This window comes from Anaerococcus urinomassiliensis, from assembly GCF_900128425.1.
GTDB lineage: Bacteria > Bacillota > Clostridia > Tissierellales > Peptoniphilaceae > Anaerococcus > Anaerococcus urinomassiliensis.
The window spans coordinates 1,270,994-1,293,426 of the sequence record NZ_LT635782.1; the positions used below are offsets into that span (position 1 = coordinate 1,270,994).

18 protein-coding genes are annotated in these 22,433 nt (G+C 34.6%); 6 read left to right on the forward strand and 12 right to left on the reverse strand.

Features of this window, described 5'->3' with window-relative positions:
* Positions 1-13: 13 nt before the first annotated feature.
* Positions 14-1,189 (forward strand): NAD(P)/FAD-dependent oxidoreductase, encoded by a 1,176-nt coding sequence (locus BQ7474_RS07050; protein WP_073998218.1) that lies wholly within the window; start codon positions 14-16, stop codon positions 1,187-1,189.
* A 1,068-nt stretch (positions 1,190-2,257) separates the two neighbouring features.
* Here BQ7474_RS07050 and istB read toward each other — a convergent pair.
* From istB to ilvA, 7 genes are all read right to left on the reverse strand, one after another.
* A complete protein-coding gene (gene istB / locus BQ7474_RS07055; protein ID WP_073998219.1) occupies positions 2,258-3,007 on the reverse strand; it encodes an IS21-like element helper ATPase IstB in 750 nt (249 codons plus the stop codon).
* Positions 2,997-4,295 (reverse strand): IS21 family transposase, encoded by a 1,299-nt coding sequence (gene istA, locus BQ7474_RS07060; protein ID WP_073998220.1) that lies wholly within the window; start codon positions 4,293-4,295, stop codon positions 2,997-2,999. The genes istB and istA overlap by 11 nt, the downstream gene beginning before the upstream one ends.
* A gap of 374 nt (positions 4,296-4,669) precedes the next feature.
* A complete protein-coding gene (locus BQ7474_RS07065; RefSeq protein ID WP_073998221.1) occupies positions 4,670-5,407 on the reverse strand; it encodes an alpha/beta hydrolase in 738 nt (245 codons plus the stop codon).
* An 8-nt stretch (positions 5,408-5,415) separates the two neighbouring features.
* Positions 5,416-6,708: an NAD(P)H-dependent oxidoreductase gene (locus BQ7474_RS07070; protein WP_073998222.1), complete on the reverse strand. Its 1,293-nt coding sequence runs from the start codon at positions 6,706-6,708 to the stop codon at positions 5,416-5,418.
* The gene (locus BQ7474_RS07075; protein WP_073998223.1) at positions 6,701-7,909 is read right to left on the reverse strand and encodes an aminoacetone oxidase family FAD-binding enzyme; all 1,209 of its coding nucleotides are present in this window, start codon (positions 7,907-7,909) and stop codon (positions 6,701-6,703) included. Before BQ7474_RS07075 ends, BQ7474_RS07070 begins: the two co-directional genes overlap by 8 nt.
* On the reverse strand, positions 7,906-9,333 hold the full coding sequence (locus BQ7474_RS07080; protein ID WP_073998224.1) for a UDP-N-acetylmuramoyl-L-alanyl-D-glutamate--2,6-diaminopimelate ligase: 1,428 nt from the start codon (positions 9,331-9,333) through the stop codon (positions 7,906-7,908). The genes BQ7474_RS07075 and BQ7474_RS07080 overlap by 4 nt, the downstream gene beginning before the upstream one ends.
* Positions 9,330-10,514: a threonine ammonia-lyase gene (gene ilvA, locus BQ7474_RS07085; protein WP_073998225.1), complete on the reverse strand. Its 1,185-nt coding sequence runs from the start codon at positions 10,512-10,514 to the stop codon at positions 9,330-9,332. Before ilvA ends, BQ7474_RS07080 begins: the two co-directional genes overlap by 4 nt.
* An 88-nt stretch (positions 10,515-10,602) precedes the next feature.
* On the opposite strand from ilvA, the gene BQ7474_RS07090 reads away from it, so the two are divergent.
* Positions 10,603-11,220 carry a hypothetical protein gene (locus BQ7474_RS07090; RefSeq protein WP_073998226.1) on the forward strand — a complete coding sequence of 206 codons (618 nt, stop codon included), beginning with the start codon at positions 10,603-10,605 and terminating at the stop codon, positions 11,218-11,220.
* Positions 11,207-12,028: a hypothetical protein gene (locus BQ7474_RS07095; protein ID WP_073998227.1), complete on the forward strand. Its 822-nt coding sequence runs from the start codon at positions 11,207-11,209 to the stop codon at positions 12,026-12,028. The genes BQ7474_RS07090 and BQ7474_RS07095 overlap by 14 nt, the downstream gene beginning before the upstream one ends.
* Before the next feature lie 1,026 nt (positions 12,029-13,054).
* Here the strand turns inward: BQ7474_RS07095 and BQ7474_RS07100 are convergent.
* The 5 genes from BQ7474_RS07100 to metG are packed head-to-tail and all read right to left on the reverse strand — an operon-like array spanning position 13,055 to position 17,397.
* On the reverse strand, positions 13,055-13,282 hold the full coding sequence (locus tag BQ7474_RS07100) for a glutaredoxin family protein (protein WP_073998228.1): 228 nt from the start codon (positions 13,280-13,282) through the stop codon (positions 13,055-13,057).
* Positions 13,283-13,311: 29 nt separating this feature from the next.
* A complete protein-coding gene (rsmA, locus tag BQ7474_RS07105; RefSeq protein WP_073998229.1) occupies positions 13,312-14,163 on the reverse strand; it encodes a 16S rRNA (adenine(1518)-N(6)/adenine(1519)-N(6))-dimethyltransferase RsmA in 852 nt (283 codons plus the stop codon).
* Positions 14,160-14,690, reverse strand: coding sequence for a ribonuclease M5 (gene rnmV / locus BQ7474_RS07110; protein WP_073998230.1), 531 nt, complete (start codon positions 14,688-14,690; stop codon positions 14,160-14,162). Before rnmV ends, rsmA begins: the two co-directional genes overlap by 4 nt.
* The gene (locus BQ7474_RS07115) at positions 14,687-15,448 is read right to left on the reverse strand and encodes a TatD family hydrolase (RefSeq protein ID WP_073998231.1); all 762 of its coding nucleotides are present in this window, start codon (positions 15,446-15,448) and stop codon (positions 14,687-14,689) included. Before BQ7474_RS07115 ends, rnmV begins: the two co-directional genes overlap by 4 nt.
* The gene (gene metG, locus BQ7474_RS07120; protein WP_073998232.1) at positions 15,448-17,397 is read right to left on the reverse strand and encodes a methionine--tRNA ligase; all 1,950 of its coding nucleotides are present in this window, start codon (positions 17,395-17,397) and stop codon (positions 15,448-15,450) included. Before metG ends, BQ7474_RS07115 begins: the two co-directional genes overlap by 1 nt.
* 236 nt (positions 17,398-17,633) lie before the next feature.
* Here metG and BQ7474_RS07125 point away from each other — a divergent pair, with 236 nt between their 5' ends.
* Genes BQ7474_RS07125 through BQ7474_RS07135 form a run of 3 tightly spaced genes read left to right on the forward strand, consistent with a single transcriptional unit; the run spans position 17,634 to position 22,432 of the window.
* Entirely contained in the window at positions 17,634-18,827 is a 1,194-nt protein-coding gene (locus tag BQ7474_RS07125) for an ArsR/SmtB family transcription factor (RefSeq protein WP_073998233.1), read from the forward strand.
* Positions 18,814-20,673, forward strand: a complete 1,860-nt coding sequence (locus BQ7474_RS07130) for an ABC transporter ATP-binding protein (protein WP_073998234.1) — start codon at positions 18,814-18,816, stop codon at positions 20,671-20,673. The genes BQ7474_RS07125 and BQ7474_RS07130 overlap by 14 nt, the downstream gene beginning before the upstream one ends.
* A complete protein-coding gene (locus tag BQ7474_RS07135) occupies positions 20,663-22,432 on the forward strand; it encodes an ATP-binding cassette domain-containing protein (RefSeq protein WP_073998235.1) in 1,770 nt (589 codons plus the stop codon). The genes BQ7474_RS07130 and BQ7474_RS07135 overlap by 11 nt, the downstream gene beginning before the upstream one ends.
* Position 22,433: the final 1 nt, after the last annotated feature.

The following is a 22,433-nucleotide window of genomic DNA, read 5'->3' on the forward strand; positions in this document are numbered from 1 at the left end:
AAAAGAGGTAAAAATGTACGATTATTTGATTATTGGAAACGGTATTGCAGGCTTATCTGCAACAGAAGAGATTAGAAAAAAGGATTCTGACGCTAGTATTCTAATAGTATCAGCAGAAAAACCAAGCACATACTGGAGAACTAGACTATCTGATTTGATTTCAAAAGAATTCAATGAAGATGACATATATGTAAAGAAACAACCTTGGTACAGCGAAAGACATATTAAAGAAAAACTTGAAACAGCTGTAGAAAAACTTGATCTTGACAATAACATCGCTCACCTATCAACAGGTGATAAGATAGAATACGGCAAAGTTCTACTTGCAACAGGAGCAAGACCATTTGTCCCACCAATCAAAAATGTTGAAAGCCAAGGAGTCTTTGCCATAAGAACTATAGATGACTTGATGAACTTCAAAGCATATGTAGAAGACAAAGATGAAGTTCTTGTAATAGGTGGTGGAATCTTAGGACTTGAAGCAGCTTACTCTGCCCTCCTACTAGGCAAAAAAGTAACAGTTATAGAAAGCTTTGACTACCTATTATCTCGTCAACTAGATAAAGAATTGTCAGAAAAATTAGAAGAAAACCTAAATGAAATGGGAATCAAAACCTATACAGGCAAATTCACAGAAGAAATTCTAGTTGAAGATGGCAAGGTTAGAGGAGTTAAACTCTCTGATGGCGAGGAAATCCCAGCAGATGCAATTATGATCCAAGCAGGCGTAAGGTCCAATATAGACTTAGCCAAGGCATCAGGCCTTGAAGTAGACCGTGGCATAGTAGTTGATGATAACCTACAAAGCAAAAAAGAAAATGTATTTGCAGCAGGTGACTGTGCACAAATAGGAGATTTCACAATAGGCCTATGGACCAGCAGCCAAGAAATGGGAAGAATAGCTGGTCACAATATGACAGGATCTGACGAACACTACCAAAAACCAAAGCCATTCTCAACACTAATGATAGGAGATACAAAAATCTTCTCAGCAGGAATGAGTTCGGGTGAAGGAATTGAAGAAATCAAAGCAGAAAAAGACGGAAACATCTACAAACTATTCAAAAAAGAAAACCAATACGTAGGCGGAATCCTATGGGGAGACATCAAGTATCAAAACGATGTGAAAGATGTGGTATTCTTTGGTAAAGAACTAGAAGAAACTAAATTAGATGAAGTTTTTAAATAGAAATTTAGAAAAATTTGCCAGGCTACAAGCCTGGTTTTTTGTTGATTATTTTTAGAAAATAATCGAAAATCTTTTTGTCATAATAAAGAGACATTCTTTTAGGACTTATAGTAGTATCTTTTTTAAAAAAAGGGAAAGTATTTTTCCTTATCATATTTTCATTATGTAAGAAATAAATGTCTTATATTTTATTATTATTTAAGGTCTACACTTCGACACCGGGGCGCAGGGCGGTAGGGGCGATTAGCCCGTCCGGACTGTCAATTGCTACCCCTCGACCCTACCCCATTTGTACAGGGGCATAACCTTAAAATATAAATAAGCTTTTTTTTATGTCTATTGATATCTTTTATATTTTCATTAGTTTTAGATATACCTTCGTTCTAAGGGGGAAAACCCAGGGGAGTTCCGATTCTCCCCAACCGGTTTTCCCCCTTAACCCCCCTTTTCTGCTTCCCCCTCGAAACGGCCACTCGCGTGGGGCGGAGTATATTATAAACACCAAAAATAGGGTTTTATCAATCTCAAATTTCTAAAAATCGCAAACTCGCTACGCTCAAACAGTGCGATTTTTTGTACGAAATTATGAGATTTTAAAACACCAATTTTTTCCTCCTCTAAGCTTAAAAACACTTATACTCTATAGTGCAGCAAGTAATGAATTAACAGTTAGAACAAAAGAATTCTCGAAGAGAACTTCTACTACTACTCTGTGCACCACGCAGTGGCGGTGGGAGATAAATGACCGTTGATTTCGGTCATTTATCCCGAAAACATAGTGCGGTAGCACGAAAGAGCTTCGTTCGAAGCGGGGTTTCGTAGTAGAAGGTATAGGGGGATCGGGGGAGTTAAACAACCGTTGATTTCGGGTCCTAGATGTAGCGGACGGCTAATTTTTAACCCGGAAACTCAGTGCGGTAGCACGAAGGAGCTTTGCAAAAAGCGAGTTTCCGTAGGAAAAAGGAGTCTGTCCTCTGTCAGCCGGACGGGCTAATTACCCCTAATTCCTATCCACCTGTAAATGTCAATATAAAAATGTACATTTTTGGCTAAATATGAATGTACAATTTACTCCTTGTTAACAATATCCTTTAGCCTATAGGAATCACCTACAATCTGAATAACAGTGCAATGATGAAGAATTCTATCAAGTATAGCGTTAGCTATTCTTGTATCATAAAATATACTTTCCCAATCTGAAAAATTAATATTAGTTGAAACTATTGTTGATTTCTTCTCATATCTTCTGTCTATTAGTTGAAATAGTAGTCGTTCATCTCCTTCACTAATAGGCAGATAGCCTAATTCATCTATTATCAAAAGCTTGTAAGAGGTGTAATGCTTTAGTCTTGCTTCTAACCTATTTTCATCTTGAGCTTTCTTTAGATTTTCTAGTAGATTTGCACATTTGATAAAATATGTTGAATATCTTTGTCTTGCCGCTTCTATACCTATTGATATTGATAAATGAGTTTTGCCTACTCCACTCGATCCTAGAAATACTATATTTTCATTGTTTTCTAGAAACCCTAATTGACATAAATCTTTAATTTGTCTTTCATTAATGCTAGGTTGAAAGGAGAAATCAAAAGTTGATATGTCTTTTAAAGAAGGAAATGCTGCTGTTTTTACCATCTGATTGGCTGCGTTTATTCTTTTTGTATCTACTTCATAATCCGTTAATTTTAACAAGGATTCTACTAAAGATGTATTTCTATCAGCTATTTGATCATCTATGTGTAAGATGAATTGTTTTAATTTTAAGTATTCTAAATTTTCTTTTAATCTTAGGTAATTGCTGGTTTCTTTAATTGTCAAACAAGGCTCCTATCTTTTTTAAGTTTTCTTTTGAGAATTTTTTTATGTCTACTTCATCTTTGTAGGGCATTGTCTTTTTAGTTATTTCTTGATAATGTTCTTTAAGATAGTTTAGCTTTTTATTGGTAATTTTATGCTTAACTATTAATTGTGTGGTATCATACAGGTACAAGTAGTTGTCTTCTACTTGTAGTGTTACGGTCTTTCCGATGTATTCAGTTGGTAGAGAATATTGGTTAGATTTGTATGATATCATCGAAGATTCGTTAACTTTGACAATGCTTTGATGGTTTTGATATCGGCTCCTAATCTCTTTAGATGGAAGAGCTTTTAAGGAGCCTTTATCTTTTTCTAACAAGGATATCGGAGTTTTAGATGTTCCTTGGTGGATACTCATATTCTTTCTTAAATTTATCTTTCCAACCTTATCTATCAGTTCTTTGTATGATAGCTTTCCTTGATAAGCATCTAACTCATCTAATATTTTCATTTGGCTTTCAACTTTACCTTTTGTTCGTGGTCTTTTAACTATACAAGGTTGAACCTTAAATCCATAATCTTTAGCAAATTCATAAAACTTAGAATTAATTTCACCTTTGTAATATTCACTTCTTGCTTTATCCATAACAGTCTTTAGATTGTCTGTAACTATTACACTGGGCACTCCTCCTAATTTTTCAAAAGCATTACTTAGAAAGGAAAATATGGTTGATTGTCTTTTATCTAAGCTTGCATAGTAGATAGAGTATCTAGAGTATCCTAGGATAAAGACAAAGATATTTAAGCTAACATAACCTATATCTGTAGTTAAAAAGGTAAAATCTTCTTTCCAGTCTACCTGTGCTTGCTCTCCTGGGGCAGTTTCATATCTCATACACCTGACACTAGAACTAATTTTATTAGACTTAACGAAATATTGATTAAACTCCTCATGATTTTTTATGAAATGTCTAAATGTGGATGATGCAACATCTAAACCATAATTATCAACTAAGTATTGATACAAGTTAGTTTTGTAGTGAAACTTCTGTATACTAGAATCACATAAAAGCTCCCTAATTAAGGGGATAAAAGGATCGATCTTACTCGCCTTCTCCTTAGTATTAGGTTTATTGTATCCATCATAGTATTTCTTTACAGTTCTTCTATCAACACCTAAATCTTTTGCTATTTCTGAAAAATTGACTTTAATATTTAACACCTCCTCAAAAACTTTTAATTTATTTAAGTCATTTAGATTCTTTATTTCAAAATATTTTGAATCTTTTAGTTCTAATTGGTAATACATATATTCTCCTGATTATTTTATTAAATGTATTATCCAATTAAGTTTTTATTTGTACATTTTTATTTGACCACTTTTGTACATTCTTATTTTAGCATTTACATCCACCGAGGTACGAAGGTACAGCCCTAAAAAATAATTAAATAAAAGACATTGTTTAGTTAAAAGTAAAGTAAAATATTTTCTTTTTGATTTCTTTGTAAGGATCCTTCGGTCGCTTTCGCTCCCTTGAGGATGACAAATGCGCCTGGACAATATAAGTAGTTAGGCTAATTAATACTATAAAAAGTTCATATAAAAATCTATTTATTCAAAAAAGCACCCTTATAGGGCGCTAGTTTTTATATATAAAATTTTTCCATAAAATTTATGCTAACTTAATTTAGCAAATAAGCTAAAGCCTCCGGCATTCTTTCTGCCCAGTCTCTTTCGTGGTGCGTTGCACCTTTGGCGTAGATAAATTTGCTTTCTAGCTTATCTTTCACGACTCCATAGGCCATCTTGTTTAAATCGACATATGACCTGGATAGAACTGGGTCTTCTGGGTATTCATTATCTCCTACGTCTATATAGACTTTTTGTTTGTTTTTGCCATCATAGGCATTTAAGATTTGGCCAGATTCTACTAGGTTGATGTTAAAGTGTGAGCTCATTGCTAGTACTTTTTTGAAAGTCTTAGGGTATTTTGCTCCCATATATAGGCTCATTAGTCCTCCTAATGATGCTCCACCTATTAGTCTTATTATATCTTTCTTATCTTTTTCTACATTTGGGATGAGTTCTTTTACTATAAATTCCCCGGTTTCTTTTCCAAGAGGTCTATAGGTAAAATCATCGTCAAAGTAGTCAGCTTCTGGGTCTCCCTCAGTGTATGGGGTGTACTCATTTGTCCTATTTGAATCGTATGGAGCATATATACCTACTACATTTGCATTAATCTTAGCTTTGTCTAGGGCTTCTTTGAATTCAAAGGTCGCATCCATATAGCATTCTTCTAGGTCAAATAGGTTTTGTCCATCAAAGAAATAAATGTATATATTGGAATCTGGATTTTCTAGAAAATTGTAAGTTACATTCCTTTCTAAAATTTTTGAATAAATTTCAAATTTGTCCATTACCTCTCCTAGAGTTTCATTGAGTTTTGTCTACGACGTAATCTTGTTATAGTAGCTCTTTCGTCTAATTCTACCATAGTCATATCTATTAGGCTATCTTTTGGGATATCGACTTTTGCCACTGTTTTTGGAGTTATAAGTCCTATTGGCAATAGGTCTTCTTCCATAGATCTGGTATGGCTTGTTAGTTTACCAAATACCTTTTCGCTGCCTATACCATCTAGGGTTTCACCCTTTTTGATGTCTCTTTTGGCAACGGTGACTGTATCTGCCACTTGTCCTTGGATTGGAGCAATTGTAGGTTCATTTTCAACTACTGCCTTGTAGATAGTGATTGGTGCTTCAAGACTTGTTAGGTGATATGGTCTATACATTAGATAGTTTGGACCATCTCCAAAGCCTAAGAATTTCATCAAATCTCTCACATCTTCCTTGTCACTTGTAACTATAATAAAGACTCCTGGCGCCATTCCTTTTGAAAATTCCACTACCTTGTAATTATCAAGGATTCCACCATCAGATTTTAATTTAAAGTCTTCTACAGCGTTCTCAGGGCTTGTCTCTATACCATGGCAGCCGAAGGTATCCGGCATAAATCCAAGGGCATTGCATACACTATTTAGCTCAATCATAGTATTTGTTCCATCTATAAAAGAAGTGAGCATCTTTGGGTTTAGACTTTTTTCTCTTGCTTCATCTCTTACTTGATCAGGTGTGACATACTCATCAAGTCTGTTGTTTTTACCTTTTGCTGCAACTAAGACATCTAGACCCATACCAAAGGCTTGCTCGCAAAGGTCTATGATGGCTCCTGGCTCATCTCCAAGGATGCCAGTGTAGACTACTCCAGCTTTTTTGGCCATATCGTGCAATACTGGTCCAACTGTTGCTTCACATTCCACATTAAAGGAAATCATATGCTTGTGGTATTGGATAGTTTTTCTTGCAATAACAGCCCCAAATGATGGATTGCCTGTACAGTCAACTACAGCATTTATTTGCATAAGCTTATAGGAAAGTCTGTAGTTTGTAGACACACAAACATAACCCTTTTCTAGAATTTCATAACCTTCGTTATAATCATCAGTATAAATAATTTTATCTTCAGCAACTCCACTTCTTACAAGGGCATCTATAGCCTTTTGTGGGGTTCTGTCGATTACTAGTTTTACTTCCATGGCATCCATATTTCCTAGTTGGGAGATTAAAGATGTTCCCATCTTGCCTGCTCCCATTACAGCAAGCCTTATAGATTCGCCATTGTATTTCATTTCATTTAAATTTCTACTTATTTTAAACATTCAAACTCCTTAAAAACTTTGATGATACAAAAGCAGATGCAGCAGCCCACCATATATTGTAGCCACCGCAATCTCCAGCCACATCTAGGCATTCGCCTATGAAAAAAACATCCTTGTATTTTTCATCAGCCATAGTTTTAGGGTCGATGTATCTTGTATCTACCCCACCTATGGTCACCTGGGCGTTTACCCTATCGTGTATATCTGTTATGTTAAATCTCAAGGATTTCAAAGTTTTGCTAAGCATTTCAAAATCCTTGTCATTTAAGTTATTTGCTTTTTTATCAGGGCTAACTCTAGCCACTTTTAAGATATCATCAATTAGTTTCTCATTTATTATACCGATTAAAATCTCTTTTATGGTCCTAGCTGGGAATTTTTTTGCAATATTTCTCAGATAAAAAGTAAATTCTTCCTTAGTTGACCCTGGGAAAAAGTCAATTTCTATTTGGATTTTGGAATTATTTTTTAGACTAATGGATAATTCATTGGAAATATCTAGAATTGCCGTTCCTGTGAGGCCATAATTTTGGAAAATAATGTCGTCAACAGATGATTTAATATACTTTCCATCGACTAATAAACTTGCTTTTCCAGTAATCTTTGTACCCTTGGCTTTTTTTGAAAATTTTTCTTTTGTCTCAAAATTTGTAATACCATAGGTCATAGGAGTGACCTTAACCCTATCTTTTATGAGATCAAAAATCTTGCCATCAGATCCCGAGTTTTTCAAAGTTTTGCCACCAGTAGATATTACTAGCTTGTCGTAAGTATATGACTTATCCTTGGTTTTTACTTGTTTTTTATCAAAATCAATTGCTATCACTTCTTGGTTAAAGACAAATTCTGCATTTTCTTTTGCCTTAAGAAACAGGCTATCCCTCACAGTCTTGCTTGACATGGTGAGAGGATAGCACCTACCTGATGGCAGGTGAGTAGTAGCTATGCCTATTTCATTAAAGTAGCCTATAAGCTTATTAGAATCAAAAGTATTTATAGCATAATCCACAAAGCCTGGATTATTTGACTTAAAAAATTCCTTGCCTTGGTTAAGATTTGTAAAATTGCAGCGGCCATTTCCAGTTGCCAGAAGTTTTCTGCCAGCAAATTCATTTTTTTCAATAACTGTAATGTCTCCACCATCCATAAAAGATGCAAAAAACAAGGCAGACACACCAGCTCCTATTACGAGAATTCTCATTGCTCTTTTATAGCCTCAAGAACTGTTTCATATTCATTATAATAAGTTTTCTCATTGCCGTGGTGTTTTAAGAATCTCTCCTCGCCCTTACCAAGCATGACAATATAATCGCCCTCATTAGCTTGACTTATGGCCCATTTGATTGCTTCTTTACGATTTTCGATTCTCTTATAGTCTCCATCAAATTCCTCTATGCCTTTAATCAAATCATTGGTGATATTTTCAAAAGTATCGAATTTGTTATCATCTGTAGTTGCCACTACAAAGACGTCATTTTTGGCACAAATATTGCCTGTGAGCCTTCTAAATTCTTCGTTTCTATCGCCATTTACTCCAAAAACTGCATAGGTTCTCACATCTTGTGGTATAGATTTAAACAACGAATCAAAGGCAACGGGTGTGTGGGCAAAGTCTATGACAATATTTTTGCCTAAGTCATTTTCTATATATTGGAATCTTGATGGAATCCCCTCAAATTTGACTAGGTTTTCAGCGATTGTCGATAGGTCATTTCCCATTTGACTTAGAACAGTTATGGCTGCTAGGGAATTGTAAAGTTCATAATCCGCTATGGTGTTTATGATAAATTTTTGGTCTTTTACAAAAAATGTAGTTTTGCCATCAAATTTTTTGATGTCATAGGCCATATAGTCAGCATCTTTTTTTGTACCATAAGAAATTACATCAGCAAATCTTTCCTTTGCCTTTCTGCCATAAGGATCATCAAAGTTTGCTATTTTTACCTTAGCAACTTCAAAAAGTTTCATCTTTGCATCAAAGTATCCATCCATAGTCTTATGGTAGTCAAGATGTTCTGTGGAAAGGTTGGTGAATACCCCATAGTCAAATTCTATGCCATTTAAGCGATTTTGGTATAAGCCGTGGGAGCTAGCTTCTATAACTATCTTATCTATGCCCTGTTCCAAACTCTCATTTAAAACTTTGTTGATGAAAAATATATCTGGAGTTGTATTTGGGGTTTCAGTCCTTGCACCATTTACAAAGGCCCCATCAGTTCCAATATTTGTCGCCTTGCCATATATTTCCTTGATTAGAAAATATATTAAGGAAGAAGTGGTAGTTTTGCCGTTTGTTCCTGTCACTCCCACCACTGTCATCTTCTTTGATGGATAGTCTTCTAAGATATTTGATATATCTGAAGTAGCCTTTCTACTATCAGCTACTTTTATATAGTTTATACCTTCTACATAGTCGATTTCCTCGCTATGAACTATAGTTTTTGCCCCCTTATTTATGGCATCTTCTATATACTTATGGCCGTCTAAGACATTGCCCTTTATCGCTGCAAATGTATCAATTCCGTCCATATATTGGGAGTTGTTGGTAATATCATTAATATCACTATCGTTTTGTTTTTTGTAAGAGATATATTCAATTTCTTTGATTAAATCATCAAATCTCAATGTATAATGTATCCTTTCTTAATTAAAAGATCGTGAATTTTCTTAACGTGTTCTACGCCATTTGTTTCAAGGGTAATCTCAACATTGATATTTTTGTATCTGCTTGCTTCTCTCAAGCTATCTTGGTCAATTGTAACGACATTTGCCTTTGTATAAGCAATATCTGATAGAAGTTCTTGAAGTTTACCTGGTATATTTGGTAGCTCAACGTTAATTCTTGTAATTCTACCTGTTTCATATAGACCACGGTTGATAAGTTGAGATATAAAGCTCATATCAATATTTCCACCACTTATAATTGAAACTACGTTTTTATTGTAGAAATTAACTTTCTGTAGGGCTGCCAGTGATAGGGCTCCAGATGGTTCTGCTACTAATTTGTGGCGTTCCATTAGGTTGATGAAGGCCATCAAAACTTCCTCATCTGTTACAGTTATCCAGTCGTCTACATAGTCCTTACAAATCTCGTAAGTATATTTGCCAACTTCTGCAACTGCTGTACCATCGGCGATTGTATCAACCCCGTCTAGCTTAACTACCTTACCCTTTTTGACTGCTTCTTTCATAGAAGCGGCTGATGCTGGCTCCACACCAATAACTTTGATTAGTGGGCTAATTTGCTTGATGCATTTGGCAACTCCAGAAATAAGTCCACCACCACCTACTGGGACAATTACATAATCTACATATTCCAAGTCTTCCAAGATTTCAAGGCTAATAGTTCCTTGGCCTTCTATAACATCTAGGTCATCAAATGGTGGGATAAAAGTAAGTCCTTCTTTTTCTGCTCGTTCTAGAGCGTGGTCTTTGCAGGCATCAAAGTTTTCACCAAATAAGTCTACCTTTGCCCCATACTTTAGTGTTCCATCCACCTTGATCATTGGAGTTTGCTCTGGCATACAGATTGTCGCATCTATGCCAAGGTCATTTGCAGAAAAAGCTACCCCTTGGGCATGATTTCCAGCAGAAGCTGTAATAATACCCTTTGCTTTTTCTTCTTCGCTCAATTTGCATATCTTATTATAGGCTCCCCTTATCTTAAAGGAACCAGTTTTTTGTAAGTTTTCTGGTTTTATGTATACGTTATTATTAGATATTCCTGAAAAATAATCTGAATAGAACAAGTGAGTTCTATTTGTAACCTTATCTACTCTTTCTTTTGCGTTATTAAAATCAAACATAATATCCTCCTATATTTATTATTATAACATTTAATTTATTTAAATCTTGTAAAATATCTGATACAATTAACCAATGAGGTATAATTTTATGAAAATATTTTTAATGATGCTTATTTTCCTTAGCCTGTCATCCTGTAATAAGGCAAGTGATTTCATCTATAACAATTTTTCTTTACAAAAAAATATAGATATGGCCGAAGAAAATCACAGAAAAAATATTGAAGGCGATTTTAAAATAGATGGATATTCCTATACATTCCCAAGTCCAGTAGATAGATTTGTGCAAAACGGTTTTACCTACCAAGTACAAGGACCAGAGAAGGATACTCACGAAAAGAAGCCAAGTCTTGATATAGGAGAAGCTTGTGATATCTACTTTAGCCAAGATGATACAAGTTTTTTTGGCAAAGTGATAAACAATACTGCAAGCAGCTCTGATATAGAAGAATTATCCCTATCATATATCAAGCTTACAAAAGAAGGTCTTGGAGACACTGACTTTTCCATAGATGAAATAATAATGGGAGATGAAATAAGTCTTATCAAAAGTAAGCTTACCGATAAGGAAATAATAAGTTTAGGAAACGACCAGTACTATATGTATCTAAACGGCCAATATGTAGTAATATTTACCATGGAAAATGATAAAGTAAAACAAATTGAGATTATCCCTAACGAAAGGTTAGCTGATTATGAGAAAAACTAAATTAGAAAAAATATATAGGCTTTTGCCATTGATATCACTGATTATTCTAAGTATTTGTTTTGTATTTAGATATTCCTATATTGACTTTTTGGGCTATGACAGGCCCCTAAAACTTGCTGTCTTGTTTTGTACTAGCTTTGGACTAATAGGTACTTTGTTAGCTATTGTCGATGGAGTCAATAAGGATTTTAGGGGCAAGGTAGTGTTGTTTTTGCTTATAAACCTACTCTTTATCTTTACATTTCCCGTACTCCATGCTGCTGAAGTGTTTTTAAAACCAGTGGAAAATCCTTATAGTAAACTTACGCCAGAAACTAACTACACCACCAAAAAAAGAGATGATGCCGCTTTCATCCTTGAAGGAGAGCTTTACCAATGGCCACTTACCATAGATGATTTCCTAGATAAGGGCTACGATTACAGAGACCTAGGTGATAATAGGGTCTCTCTAAGCAAACTAGGCAAGTCAAACGAACTAAAACCAACCTGGTTTACAGATGGTGACAGCGATGATATAGCAAGAACAGAAGCCTACTCTATAGAACTTGGACTAGATGAAAACAAAAAGGACGTAAATTCTTTCCTAATCCAAGCTATGGATAACAACTGGGATTTTGAAATAATGGGCCACACTCTCTTAGATAGTATTTATAATGTTAAGGGTGAATTTAAAGATAAACTTATAGAAGATCCGAATAATAAAGGCAAAACCATGAAAAACTTTTACCTACAAAGCTCAGATGGCTACAAAATCACCTTTGGTGGTCTGAATGGCAAAATACAAAATGTAGAAATAAGTAAGCTATAGGAGTGAGATTGTAATATCAAATATTAGGGGATATTCAAAACCTATAATCCTTGAATGCGGTCTTTTAGGAATGACCGAAGGGTCTATAAAAAAATCGTTAATTAAAATTATCTTATTTCTACTTTAAAAATAATAAATGTCTTGTATTTTTTTATTATTTAAGGCTGTACCCTTGCACCTCGGGGGATAGGAATTAGGGGTAGCGGAGACCCCTTTTTCCTTTCCCCCGATCCCCCAAAACCTTCTACACCCCCTCCGCTCCTGCGGAGAGCAATGAGCAGAAGAAGTTCGCTTCGCGAATTCTTTTTTTTAATTACTAAGATTACATACGACATAAATGATATCAAAACACCTGTCATCCTCGAGGGAACAAAGTGACCGAAGGATCTTACCAGCCAACCGCATCTTGGGAGATGTTTCGCTTTCGCTCAATCAGATTTTGACAAATGTCCTCCACTAGCCGGACAGGCTTGTCTTTAAAACAATCTGATATCTGACCTACCATCCATTTTTTTCAAAAATGGGGTTAGGTCATTAAACATGACGGTGAGAAAGTGGGCATACTTTTTTTCTTCTACATAGCACCTCGCAACACCTGTCATCCTCGAGGGAGGTCCTTTTAGGACCGACCGAAGGATCCCCTCTAGGAGAATTAGGCTAGGAGATTCTTCGCTAAAGCTCAGAATAACAGCAGGCGAGAATAGGGCTTGTTCCTCCATTATAATGACATTTATTGAGTGGATATGCACTTATTAATTAGAAAAAATTAAGCATCATATGCCCCATTGTCATCCTCGAGGGAGGTCGCTAAGACCGACCGAAGGATCCCCTCTAGGAGTATTTTGCTAGGAGATTCTTCGCTAACGCTCAGAATGACAGCGGGCAAATGGGCACGCCTTTTATTATGCATACCCTGTTGCACACCTGTCATCCTCGAGGGAAGGTAGTAACCGAAGGATCTCACAATGTACTATTAGGTCTTCTTAAATTTTCCCACTAAAAAAGAGGGCCATTGCCCTCTTCTTTTTATGCTAATTTTTCTTCTATAGCTTGCTTGTCAAATCCTACTATATCTTCTCCATTGATGCTGATTACTGGAACACCTCTGTATCCTTTTGATACAAGGTATTCTACTGCATCTGGATTTTCGTCTATGTTCATTTCTGTAAATTCTATATTATTTTCATTGAAGTATTGTTTTGCTGCTTTACAGAAAACACATGTATTTGATGTATAAACTTTTATGTCTGCCATTATTATCTCCTTATTTTATTCTTACTAACTTATTTATACCCAAGATTTTCTAATTCATTGGCCAAATTTATATAATCATCTAGTGATAAGTTTTCTGCCCTAAGATTTTCCTTTAGATCTAGCTTGGCAAAAACTAATCTTAGGTCATCTTTGCTAGCTACATCAGAAAGTGAATTTAATATGGTCTTTCTTCTCTTGTTAAAACCAGCTCTCACTAATTTAAATAACAAATTCTGATTAACTTTATCATCATAGAGCCTAAGCCTTAGATTAAGTATGGTCGAATCAATCTTTGGTTGGGGCATAAATACTGATTTTGGTAGGTTTACCAAGAACTTTGCCTCTGAATAAAATTTTACAAAGACCGATAGTGAACTATACTCCTTGTCCCTTTCATCTGCAAGCATCCTCTGGCCAACTTCTTTTTGGACCATGATGGTCATATCGGTGCATGGTAGATTTGATGTGATTAGCTTTTCTATGATTGGAGTTGTGATGTAGTAGGGTAGGTTTGATACTACTTTGAAGCTTTCTCCAGCAAATTCTTTTTCAACTAAATTTTTAAGGTCAACTTTTAGGATATCTTCGTTTATTACAAGGGTGTTAGAAAATTCTTCTAGGTTTTGATCTAGGATTGGTATAAGATTTTGGTCAATCTCAACTGCGACAACTTTTTTGGCCACTTTTGCCATCTCATAAGTTATAGTTCCTATACCAGGACCAATTTCTAGGACATTTTGATTTTCTATATCAGCTGCATCAACGATTTTATCTACAAAGTTCTTATCTATAAGAAAGTTTTGACCTAAAGATTTCTTGAAATTAAAATCATATAGGTCGATTATTTCTTTTACAACCTTTGGTGAATATAATTTCTTCATAGCTTAGCCACCGCCCTTTCAAATTCCTCACGGCTTATGGCAAAGGAGTTTAATTTGCTCAATAATTGCTTGGAATTATAATATCCTATGCCTAGTATATCTCCCAGTTTTTCACGTTTTGCCGCTGCACCCGGGCCAATCGATAGGCCATTATTTACCAAGTCTGCCATGACAAATTCATTACTTTTTTCTGTCATTTCAGCTTTGGCATTTTTTAGTGCCTCAATGATTACCTCAGGGGCTGCATTTTCAACACCTAGGTCGTTTTTTTTGATGGCAAGCTTCCTATCTATATAGGCATGCTTGGCATTTGGTATATGACGGGCAATTTTATCTCTAATTTTCTTGCCAGCATGGTCAGGATCTGTTAGTATTATGATTCCTGTACGCTCATCTATAACTTTTAGTCTTTCTATCAAATCTTTGTCAAAGGCAAGACCGTTGGTTGCTATTATCTCACAATCGATAGCTCTTTTTACATTGGCTATATCATCTTTTCCTTCAACTACAATAGTTTCTTTTATCATAAATTAAAAAACTCCACGGTATTTTTGTAGCATCTTTTGGCAAGCTTATCTATCTTCATATCTCGAAGGTCTGCAACAGTTCTTGCTACTTCAACTACGCGTCTTGGATCGTTTCTAAGTCCCCTGTATGGTTCAGGTGTAAGGTATGGACTATCGGTTTCTAGCATTAGCCTTTCTATAGGAACATTTCTAGCGGCAACTTTTTCATTTGTCCCATTGGAAAAGGTCACAACGCCACCTATTGATATATAAAAACCCATGTCCATGTAAGTATTGAGGGTCTTTAGGTCATCAGAAAAGCAATGGATTTGGATTTTTAAGTCTGTATAATCCTTTAAAATTTCTATTACATCATCTTTTGCTTCTCTAACATGGATTACAGCTGGTAGGTCTAGCTTTCTTGCAAGTTTTAATTGGTAGATGAAAATCTCTTTTTGCCTATCCTTATTATCGTCTTTCCAATAATAATCAAGGCCAATCTCACCAATTGCAACGACCTTGGGATTTTTTGCTAAGATTTCTAATTCTTCTAGGTCTTTATCGGTAATATCATCTACATTTTCCGGATGTATGCCTACCATAGGATAGAAATTGTCATATTTCTCCGCTAGGTCTATGGCCTTTTTTGAATCTTCGATATTGGTTGCAGGGTTTATAATCCCCCTAATAGCAAAATTAGACAGGTCATTTATTATAAATAACCTGTCAGAGTCAAAAGCCTCATCTGTCAAGTGACAGTGACAATCAATTAATCTCATTAAGAAACCTTACTTCCTGGCTTCATATCTTTTAGGGTTGTTAGCATTGTTAAGTCATCTTCAAAGTCTGCTGCAAGAAGCATACCTTGGCTTTCTATACCACGCATCTTCCTAGGAGCTAGGTTTTTGACTACAATTACATTCTTGCCAACTAAATCATCTACTCCATACCATTTTTTGATACCAGAAATGATGGTTCGTGGATTTTCTTCACCGATATCTACTGTAAATACTAAAAGTTTGTCGGCATCTGGATGGTCTTCACATTTTAGTATTTTGCCTACAACAAGGTCAACTTTGGCAAAGTCTTCGTAGTCAATTTCTGAAAGTTTGTCTTCTTCTTTGTCAGAATCTTTGCTTTTTCCTAGTCTTTCTTCGATCAAATCGTTGTTGCGATCGTGAAGTTTTACTAATTCTTCGTCTATATCAAGTCTATCAAATAAGTTTTTGCCCTTTGTTACCTTGCTTCCTTCTTCAAGTAGTCCAAATTCACTCGCAGATTCAAAGCCCTTGTTATCTGTGCCAAGTTTTTCCAAAATTTCTTTTGTTGTATTTTTCATCACAGGCTCAATAAGTTGGGCAACTATTCTAAGTGATTCGGCTAAGTTATATAAGACTGTATTTAGTCTTTCTTTGTTGGCCTCGTCACGACCTAGTATCCATGGTTCTGTTTCATCTACATACTTATTAGCACGTCTGATAAATGTCCACACGCTTTGTAGGGCCTCGTTAAATTCAAAGGAATCCATTTGTTTGTTGTAAGATTCATAAGTCTTTGCAGCCAAGTCTTTTAATTCATCGTCAAAATGGTCTGATACACTTCCCTTAGCAACAAGTCCACCGTTATATTTATCAATCATTGATGTAGTTCTTGATAGGAGGTTGCCTAGGTCATTTACCAGGTCGGAATTGTATCTTTCCATAAATTTCCTACTTGAGAAGTTACCATCTGATCCAAAGTTAAACTCACGTAGGACAAAGTATTTGAGGGCGTCCACACCATAAAGTTCTACTAGTGGTTCTGGATACATGATGTTTCCCTTGGACTTACTCATCTTGTCATTGTCAAATAATATCCATCCATGGGCAAAAACTTTCTCTGGAAGTGGAAGATCTAGGGCCATCAATAGTGCTGGCCAAATTATTGTATGGAAACGAACTATATCTTTTCCTATAAGGTGAACACTTGCCGGCCAATATTTTTTAAATTTCTCTGGGTTATCCCCATAGCCTATTGCAGATAAATAGCAAGATAGAGCATCTATCCAAACATAAACTACGTGCTCATTGTCAAAAGGAACATCAACACCCCAATCAAAAGAATTACGGGTCACAGATAGGTCAGATAGGCCCTTATCTATGAAGTTATTGAGCATTTCCTTTTGGCGGAAAGCAGGTTCTAAGAATTCTGGATGTTCTTTAAATAATTCTTTTAATCTATCTTCGTATTTGGATAGTCTGAAGAAATAAGATTCTTCTTCTTGGTATTCCACATCGCGACCACAGTCTGGGCACTTGCCATCCTCTAGTTGGGCCTCAGTCCAGAAAGTTTCACAAGGTGTGCAATAATATCCTTTATACTCACCCTTGTATATATCGCCTTGGTCATAAAGTTTGGTAAAGATATTTTTTACATCTTCTTCGTGTTGGTCTTCAGTAGAACGAATAAAAGTATCGTATTCTATTTCAAGTTTTTCCCACAAAACTTTAGTTTCTTCAGCTATAATATCAACAAACTTTTGAGGGCTAGTTCCATGATCAATAGCAGAGCGCATGATTTTTTGCCCATGTTCATCAGTTCCTGTTACAAGGTAAGCATCGTATCCATTTAAATTTTTATATCTTTTTAATACATCAGCAATTATTGAAGTATAAGTATTTCCAATATGTAAGTTACTATTAGGATAGTATATTGGAGTTGTTATATAATATGGTTTTTTTTCTGTCATTTCCTATCCTTTCTTAATCTTCTCGAAATTATATAGATATATCATACTTCAAAAGTCAATATCTACCCAGCAAAATATAGTTTTTTAATTATGATGTTTATGCAAGGCTTTATATTAGATTAATATCAAACTATTGTCTATTGAAATTAGATATATTTCTATTTATAATAGTATTAACAAGTACAAATCTAATTAAACTATTTATAGTTAGATATATATCTAAGAAAGGATGCATTATGGCCAAACCAATTTTTAAGACAAATAAAACTATAGACTTTGAAAATGAAGCAGGACTATTGATTTTCTCATATACAGACTACATAGCACAGCCTAACCCAAATAAAATCGACTGGAAAGATTCCTATATCAACTATGCTAATTCCACTAAATATATTTGCAGAATGGAAGAAATGTTATCAGCCCATCCTTCTTATATGAGCTTTTTAAGAGAGGTAAGAAGTGAAGCATTCTTTCTTATAGAAGAATTCTTTGATGAGAAAAATAAAGATATACTTGATCTCTTTTATATTTACGAAGAAGGAGATGAAAATTATTTTCCTTTTATGTTATCTATATTTCAAAATCTAGATAGGAAAAATAATGAGACTTTGACCTATGACTTATTCAAAGAACTATATGATACATTTTTTTACCAATATATAGGACTTGATTATTTAAACCTTGGGGAATTAGGGATTACTACATACGATGATCTTAAAAACTATATGGACCCTTCAAAACTAATGGAATATATATCAAATTCTCCTTTTACAGACCAAGAAACTATGACGCTGCTTAGAGCTTATCAAAATACTTGTGATATGTACCATAGATTGATGCCTCTAGTAGAAAAACTTACCAAAATAATTAAACAAAAGATCCACATAATAGATGATCTTGTAAACGATAGTTTGGATAAATTAGAAAAAACTCAATATAAAATTGCATTTGAACTTGCCAAACAAGTAGGCTTAACAGAGATAATTAAAAAAGAAAAGCAAGAAATAACCGTGTATACTTTGCTTCTTGCCCCATACACTCAGATGTTTAGATTTATTGATTTTAATGATTATACCAAGGCTGTAAAATTAGGCCTATTGATTGATAAAGATGAAAACATAGAAACTACTAAGACTCTAACAAATATTAATCAATACCTTACAGTGATATCTGATCCAACCAGGGTACAAATCCTAGACTTCTTAAAGGAAAGCGACTACTACGCCAAAGAACTTGCCGATAAGCTTTACATCACCCCAGCTACCCTATCCTACCACCTCAATAAACTTCTAGTTTGTGGCTTTGTAGGAATTCGAAAAGAAGGTCGAAAATACTATTATTATCTAAGAAAAAATGGTTTTGAGTATTTGATAGATAATTTAGAAAAATTTAGCAAAGATATCAAGGAGAGTAATGATGGAGATGACTAATAAAAAAGATTTAACAAGGTACTTAACAAATGAAGAAAATATAAAATCCCATCTAAGAGATAAGAAACTTTCGAATATAGAAATTTTAAAGTATGCCTATAGACCATTTAAAGATAACTGGAAAATTAAAGCAAGTCTAATTATTTATCCTATAGTAAATGGAATAATCCCAGTACTACAAGCTTTTATTATGTATTATCTAGTAGGGCTAATTTATAATAATACCAGCCTAAAGAACCTACTAGTAACTATTGGTCTATACGGACTAATAATTTTTATTTGTTCGATAATCTCCAATCAAATAGAGTACAAGACCTATGCCAAATATATGGGGACTAGGTTAGATTTTTTTAAAAAATCTGCTGGAAGAATAATGGAAATGGACTATGGTCTTGGTGAAAATGCCAACTTTATGGCAGAATTTACCAAGGGCTTTTCTCCCTTTTCCAATAACGTAGAGGGTCTTGAGGGTATCTACCATGATATGTATCCTTTATTATCAAACCTAGTTTCCTTTATCCTTATTAGTATCATCATGGCAAAGCTCTCTCCTCTAATCTTTGTCTTTGCTATAGGATCTATAATAATCCAACTGATCATAAGAAACTTTACAGATGCCTATAGACACAAGCAGATGACGGACCTTCAAAAAGTTACTAGAAAGACAGAAAGATACTACCAGGAAGCCAGTAACTTTTCTTATGCCAAGGATATAAGAATATTTGCTTTTATGGAAAACTTTATAAGAGGATTTAGACCTCTAGTTGATAATGTTTATAAAATTTCTAATAAATTTATTAAACCAGAGATTTATTTATCTCCTGTGCTGGCATTACTTATAGTAGGTATAGAGGCAATTTCATATTACTTTTTACTTAACAAGGTGAATAACCAGGCTATCAGTTTACAAAATCTAACACTTGCTATTACATCAATCACAGTTTATGTAAGTATTATCTCATCACTTGTCATGAACATATCTCAAACAAAATCAAATCTCAGATATGTATCAGATGGTTTTGATATGATACGCACTGACCTTAGATCAGCTAGGGGAGATAAGAAGATATCTGGACCTATTTCTATAGAATTTGAAGACGTTTCATTTTCGTATCCCCTATCTGATACAAAAGTTTTGGACAAACTTTCATTTAAGATAAATCCTGGCGAAAAGATAGCTATAGTCGGGGTAAATGGTGCTGGCAAATCAACCATTGTTTCTCTCATTTTAGGTCTTTACAAACCTACAAATGGGACAATTTACATAAATGGTATTAATAGTGAAGAAATCAATATAAAAAGCCGTTTTGCCGCCTTTGCAACAGTCCTTCAAAATGTAGAACCTTTAGCTGTTAGTCTTGCTGAAAATGTAGCAGCAAACACAGGGGAAATCGATAGAAAAAGAGTAATAGAATCACTAGAAGCTGCTGGCCTATCCTATAAAATAGACCAACTTGAAAAAGGCATCGATACCCCTATGACAAAAAACATCCACGATAATGGGACACTTTTCTCTGGTGGGGAGAATCAAAAACTTGCTATTGCCCGTGCTTTATATAAAAAAGATGCTAAGGCCCTAATCATGGATGAGCCTACTGCCTCCCTAGATGCTCTGGCAGAAGAAGAAATATATAAGCAAATAGAAAATATTTCATCAGACAAAACCCTAATCTTTATCTCCCACAGGCTAGCTTCAACAAGATTTTGTGATAAGATCTTGCTTCTTGATAGTGGGAATATAAAAGAATTTGGAAGCCATGATGAGTTACTGGATCAAAGTGGCCTTTATAAAGAAATGTATGAAAGTCAAAAAAAATATTATGAGGAGGAAGTAAATGAAAAATAAATATAAAGCCCTTGGTATGCTGGTAAAGCTAATAGGAAAAAATGACCCCCTTTATCTACTTGCCCTCCTTGCTAAATCTATCCTCCCAGCCCTAGATACCATGGTAAATGTATATGTACCTATGATTTTTATAAGCCAACTTACAAACCCTAGACCAAAAGCTTATTTTATTAATCAAATAATAATACTAATTATAGTAAAGTTTGCCCTAACTAGCCTATCAAGGATAGCTAATAGGAGAGAATTTGTCAGAAGACGAGCGATAAATGAATTCATATCTTTTGAGATTTCAAAAAAATCAATGGACCTTGCCTACTATAATATAGAAGATCCTCATGTATTAGATTTAAAAGAAAAGGCAGGATCTGCTATAAGTTTTGGTAGCCTCCACTCACTCCTATTTTGCCTTAAAGATATTATCCAAGGCCTATCCACAATGATTGGTACTGCTATTATTATAATAAACTTCTCCCCATATCTGGTGGGATTTTCTCTTATAATATCTACTCTGATAATATTGATAGATAATAAACTGTCAAGATATACCCAAGAATTTGATCAATCCATAGTTGATTTCAACAGGAGATTCTCTTATTATTTTTCCCTAATGGCAGGCCCTAGTTTTCAAAAAGAGATCAGAGTTTATGATATGGGGGATTTGATTGATAATAAGACTGGCCTATACTTAAATAATATGATGGCAAGATTTAGTGACAAATTTTCTTATGAGGCCAATTCCAATGCGGTAAAGATTTTTCTAGAATCAATTATAAGACTAGTTTCTTACTCTTATGTGGCTATGAGAACCCTATCAGAAGCTTATGGCCCTCAAATATCATTTGGTGAATTTTCACTAATCATAGGAGCTAATGAAAACTTTATGTCATCATTCCAAAAGATGTTTGCTGAAACAGCAGATTTTCTAATTAATCTTAAAAATTTAGAACCCATGTATGACTTTATAAATCTAGATATAGAAAAAGAAGCAAATCAAAAAATAGCAGATGATTTTGAAAGCCTAGAATTTAAAAATGTATCCTTTGCCTATCCAGGAAGCGACAGACAAATACTTGATGATATCTCTTTTAAGATCAATAAGGGCGATAAAATTTCTATTGTGGGAATCAATAATGCCGGCAAAACTACCATAGTAAAACTTATATTTAGATTTTTCGAAATAGATAGTGGCGAGATTTTATATAATGGAATCAATATTAATAAATATCAAAAAGAATCCTTATACAAAAAAATCTCAGCTGTTCTCCAAGACTTTGCCATCATGCCCTTTACCATAAAAGAAAATATCATTGGTACAAAAGATTACAACAAAGAAAAAATCGATCAAATCTTAAATGAGCTCGAATTAAAAGAAAAGGTCGATAGTTTAGATAAGGGCATTGATACTTACCTAAACAAGGATATCTTCGAAGATGCAACAGACTTCTCCCTTGGCCAAAAGCAAAAACTTGCCATAGGAAGATGCCTATACCAAAACCCAGAGCTAATAATCCTAGACGAGCCTACAGCGAGCCTAGACCCATTGGCAGAAGCCAAAATCTACGAAAACTTCAACCAAATGACTAGAGGCAAAACTGCCATCTTCATCTCCCACAGGATGAGCTCATCAAGATTTATCGACAAAATATTAGTTATTGATGAAGGTAAAGTTCTAGCTTTTGATAGCCATAAAAACTTGATGAAATACGACAATATCTACTCAAGATTATATAAGTCTCAGGCTAAGTACTATACGAATTGAG

Coding starts and splice junctions, on each gene's coding strand:
- istA (WP_073998220.1), bottom strand. CDS start 4,295: ATGTATTACCAATTAGAACTAAAAGATTCAAAATATTTTGAAATAAAG.
- rnmV (WP_073998230.1), bottom strand. CDS start 14,690: ATGATAAAAGAAACTATTGTAGTTGAAGGAAAAGATGATATAGCCAAT.
- BQ7474_RS07130 (WP_073998234.1), top strand. CDS start 18,814: ATGGAGATGACTAATAAAAAAGATTTAACAAGGTACTTAACAAATGAA.
- BQ7474_RS07125 (WP_073998233.1), top strand. CDS start 17,634: ATGGCCAAACCAATTTTTAAGACAAATAAAACTATAGACTTTGAAAAT.
- BQ7474_RS07090 (WP_073998226.1), top strand. CDS start 10,603: ATGAAAATATTTTTAATGATGCTTATTTTCCTTAGCCTGTCATCCTGT.
- BQ7474_RS07075 (WP_073998223.1), bottom strand. CDS start 7,909: ATGAGAATTCTCGTAATAGGAGCTGGTGTGTCTGCCTTGTTTTTTGCA.
- BQ7474_RS07115 (WP_073998231.1), bottom strand. CDS start 15,448: ATGAGATTAATTGATTGTCACTGTCACTTGACAGATGAGGCTTTTGAC.
- BQ7474_RS07070 (WP_073998222.1), bottom strand. CDS start 6,708: ATGTTTAAAATAAGTAGAAATTTAAATGAAATGAAATACAATGGCGAA.
- BQ7474_RS07050 (WP_073998218.1), top strand. CDS start 14: ATGTACGATTATTTGATTATTGGAAACGGTATTGCAGGCTTATCTGCA.
- metG (WP_073998232.1), bottom strand. CDS start 17,397: ATGACAGAAAAAAAACCATATTATATAACAACTCCAATATACTATCCT.
- ilvA (WP_073998225.1), bottom strand. CDS start 10,514: ATGTTTGATTTTAATAACGCAAAAGAAAGAGTAGATAAGGTTACAAAT.
- rsmA (WP_073998229.1), bottom strand. CDS start 14,163: ATGAAGAAATTATATTCACCAAAGGTTGTAAAAGAAATAATCGACCTA.
- BQ7474_RS07100 (WP_073998228.1), bottom strand. CDS start 13,282: ATGGCAGACATAAAAGTTTATACATCAAATACATGTGTTTTCTGTAAA.
- BQ7474_RS07135 (WP_073998235.1), top strand. CDS start 20,663: ATGAAAAATAAATATAAAGCCCTTGGTATGCTGGTAAAGCTAATAGGA.
- BQ7474_RS07095 (WP_073998227.1), top strand. CDS start 11,207: ATGAGAAAAACTAAATTAGAAAAAATATATAGGCTTTTGCCATTGATA.
- BQ7474_RS07065 (WP_073998221.1), bottom strand. CDS start 5,407: ATGGACAAATTTGAAATTTATTCAAAAATTTTAGAAAGGAATGTAACT.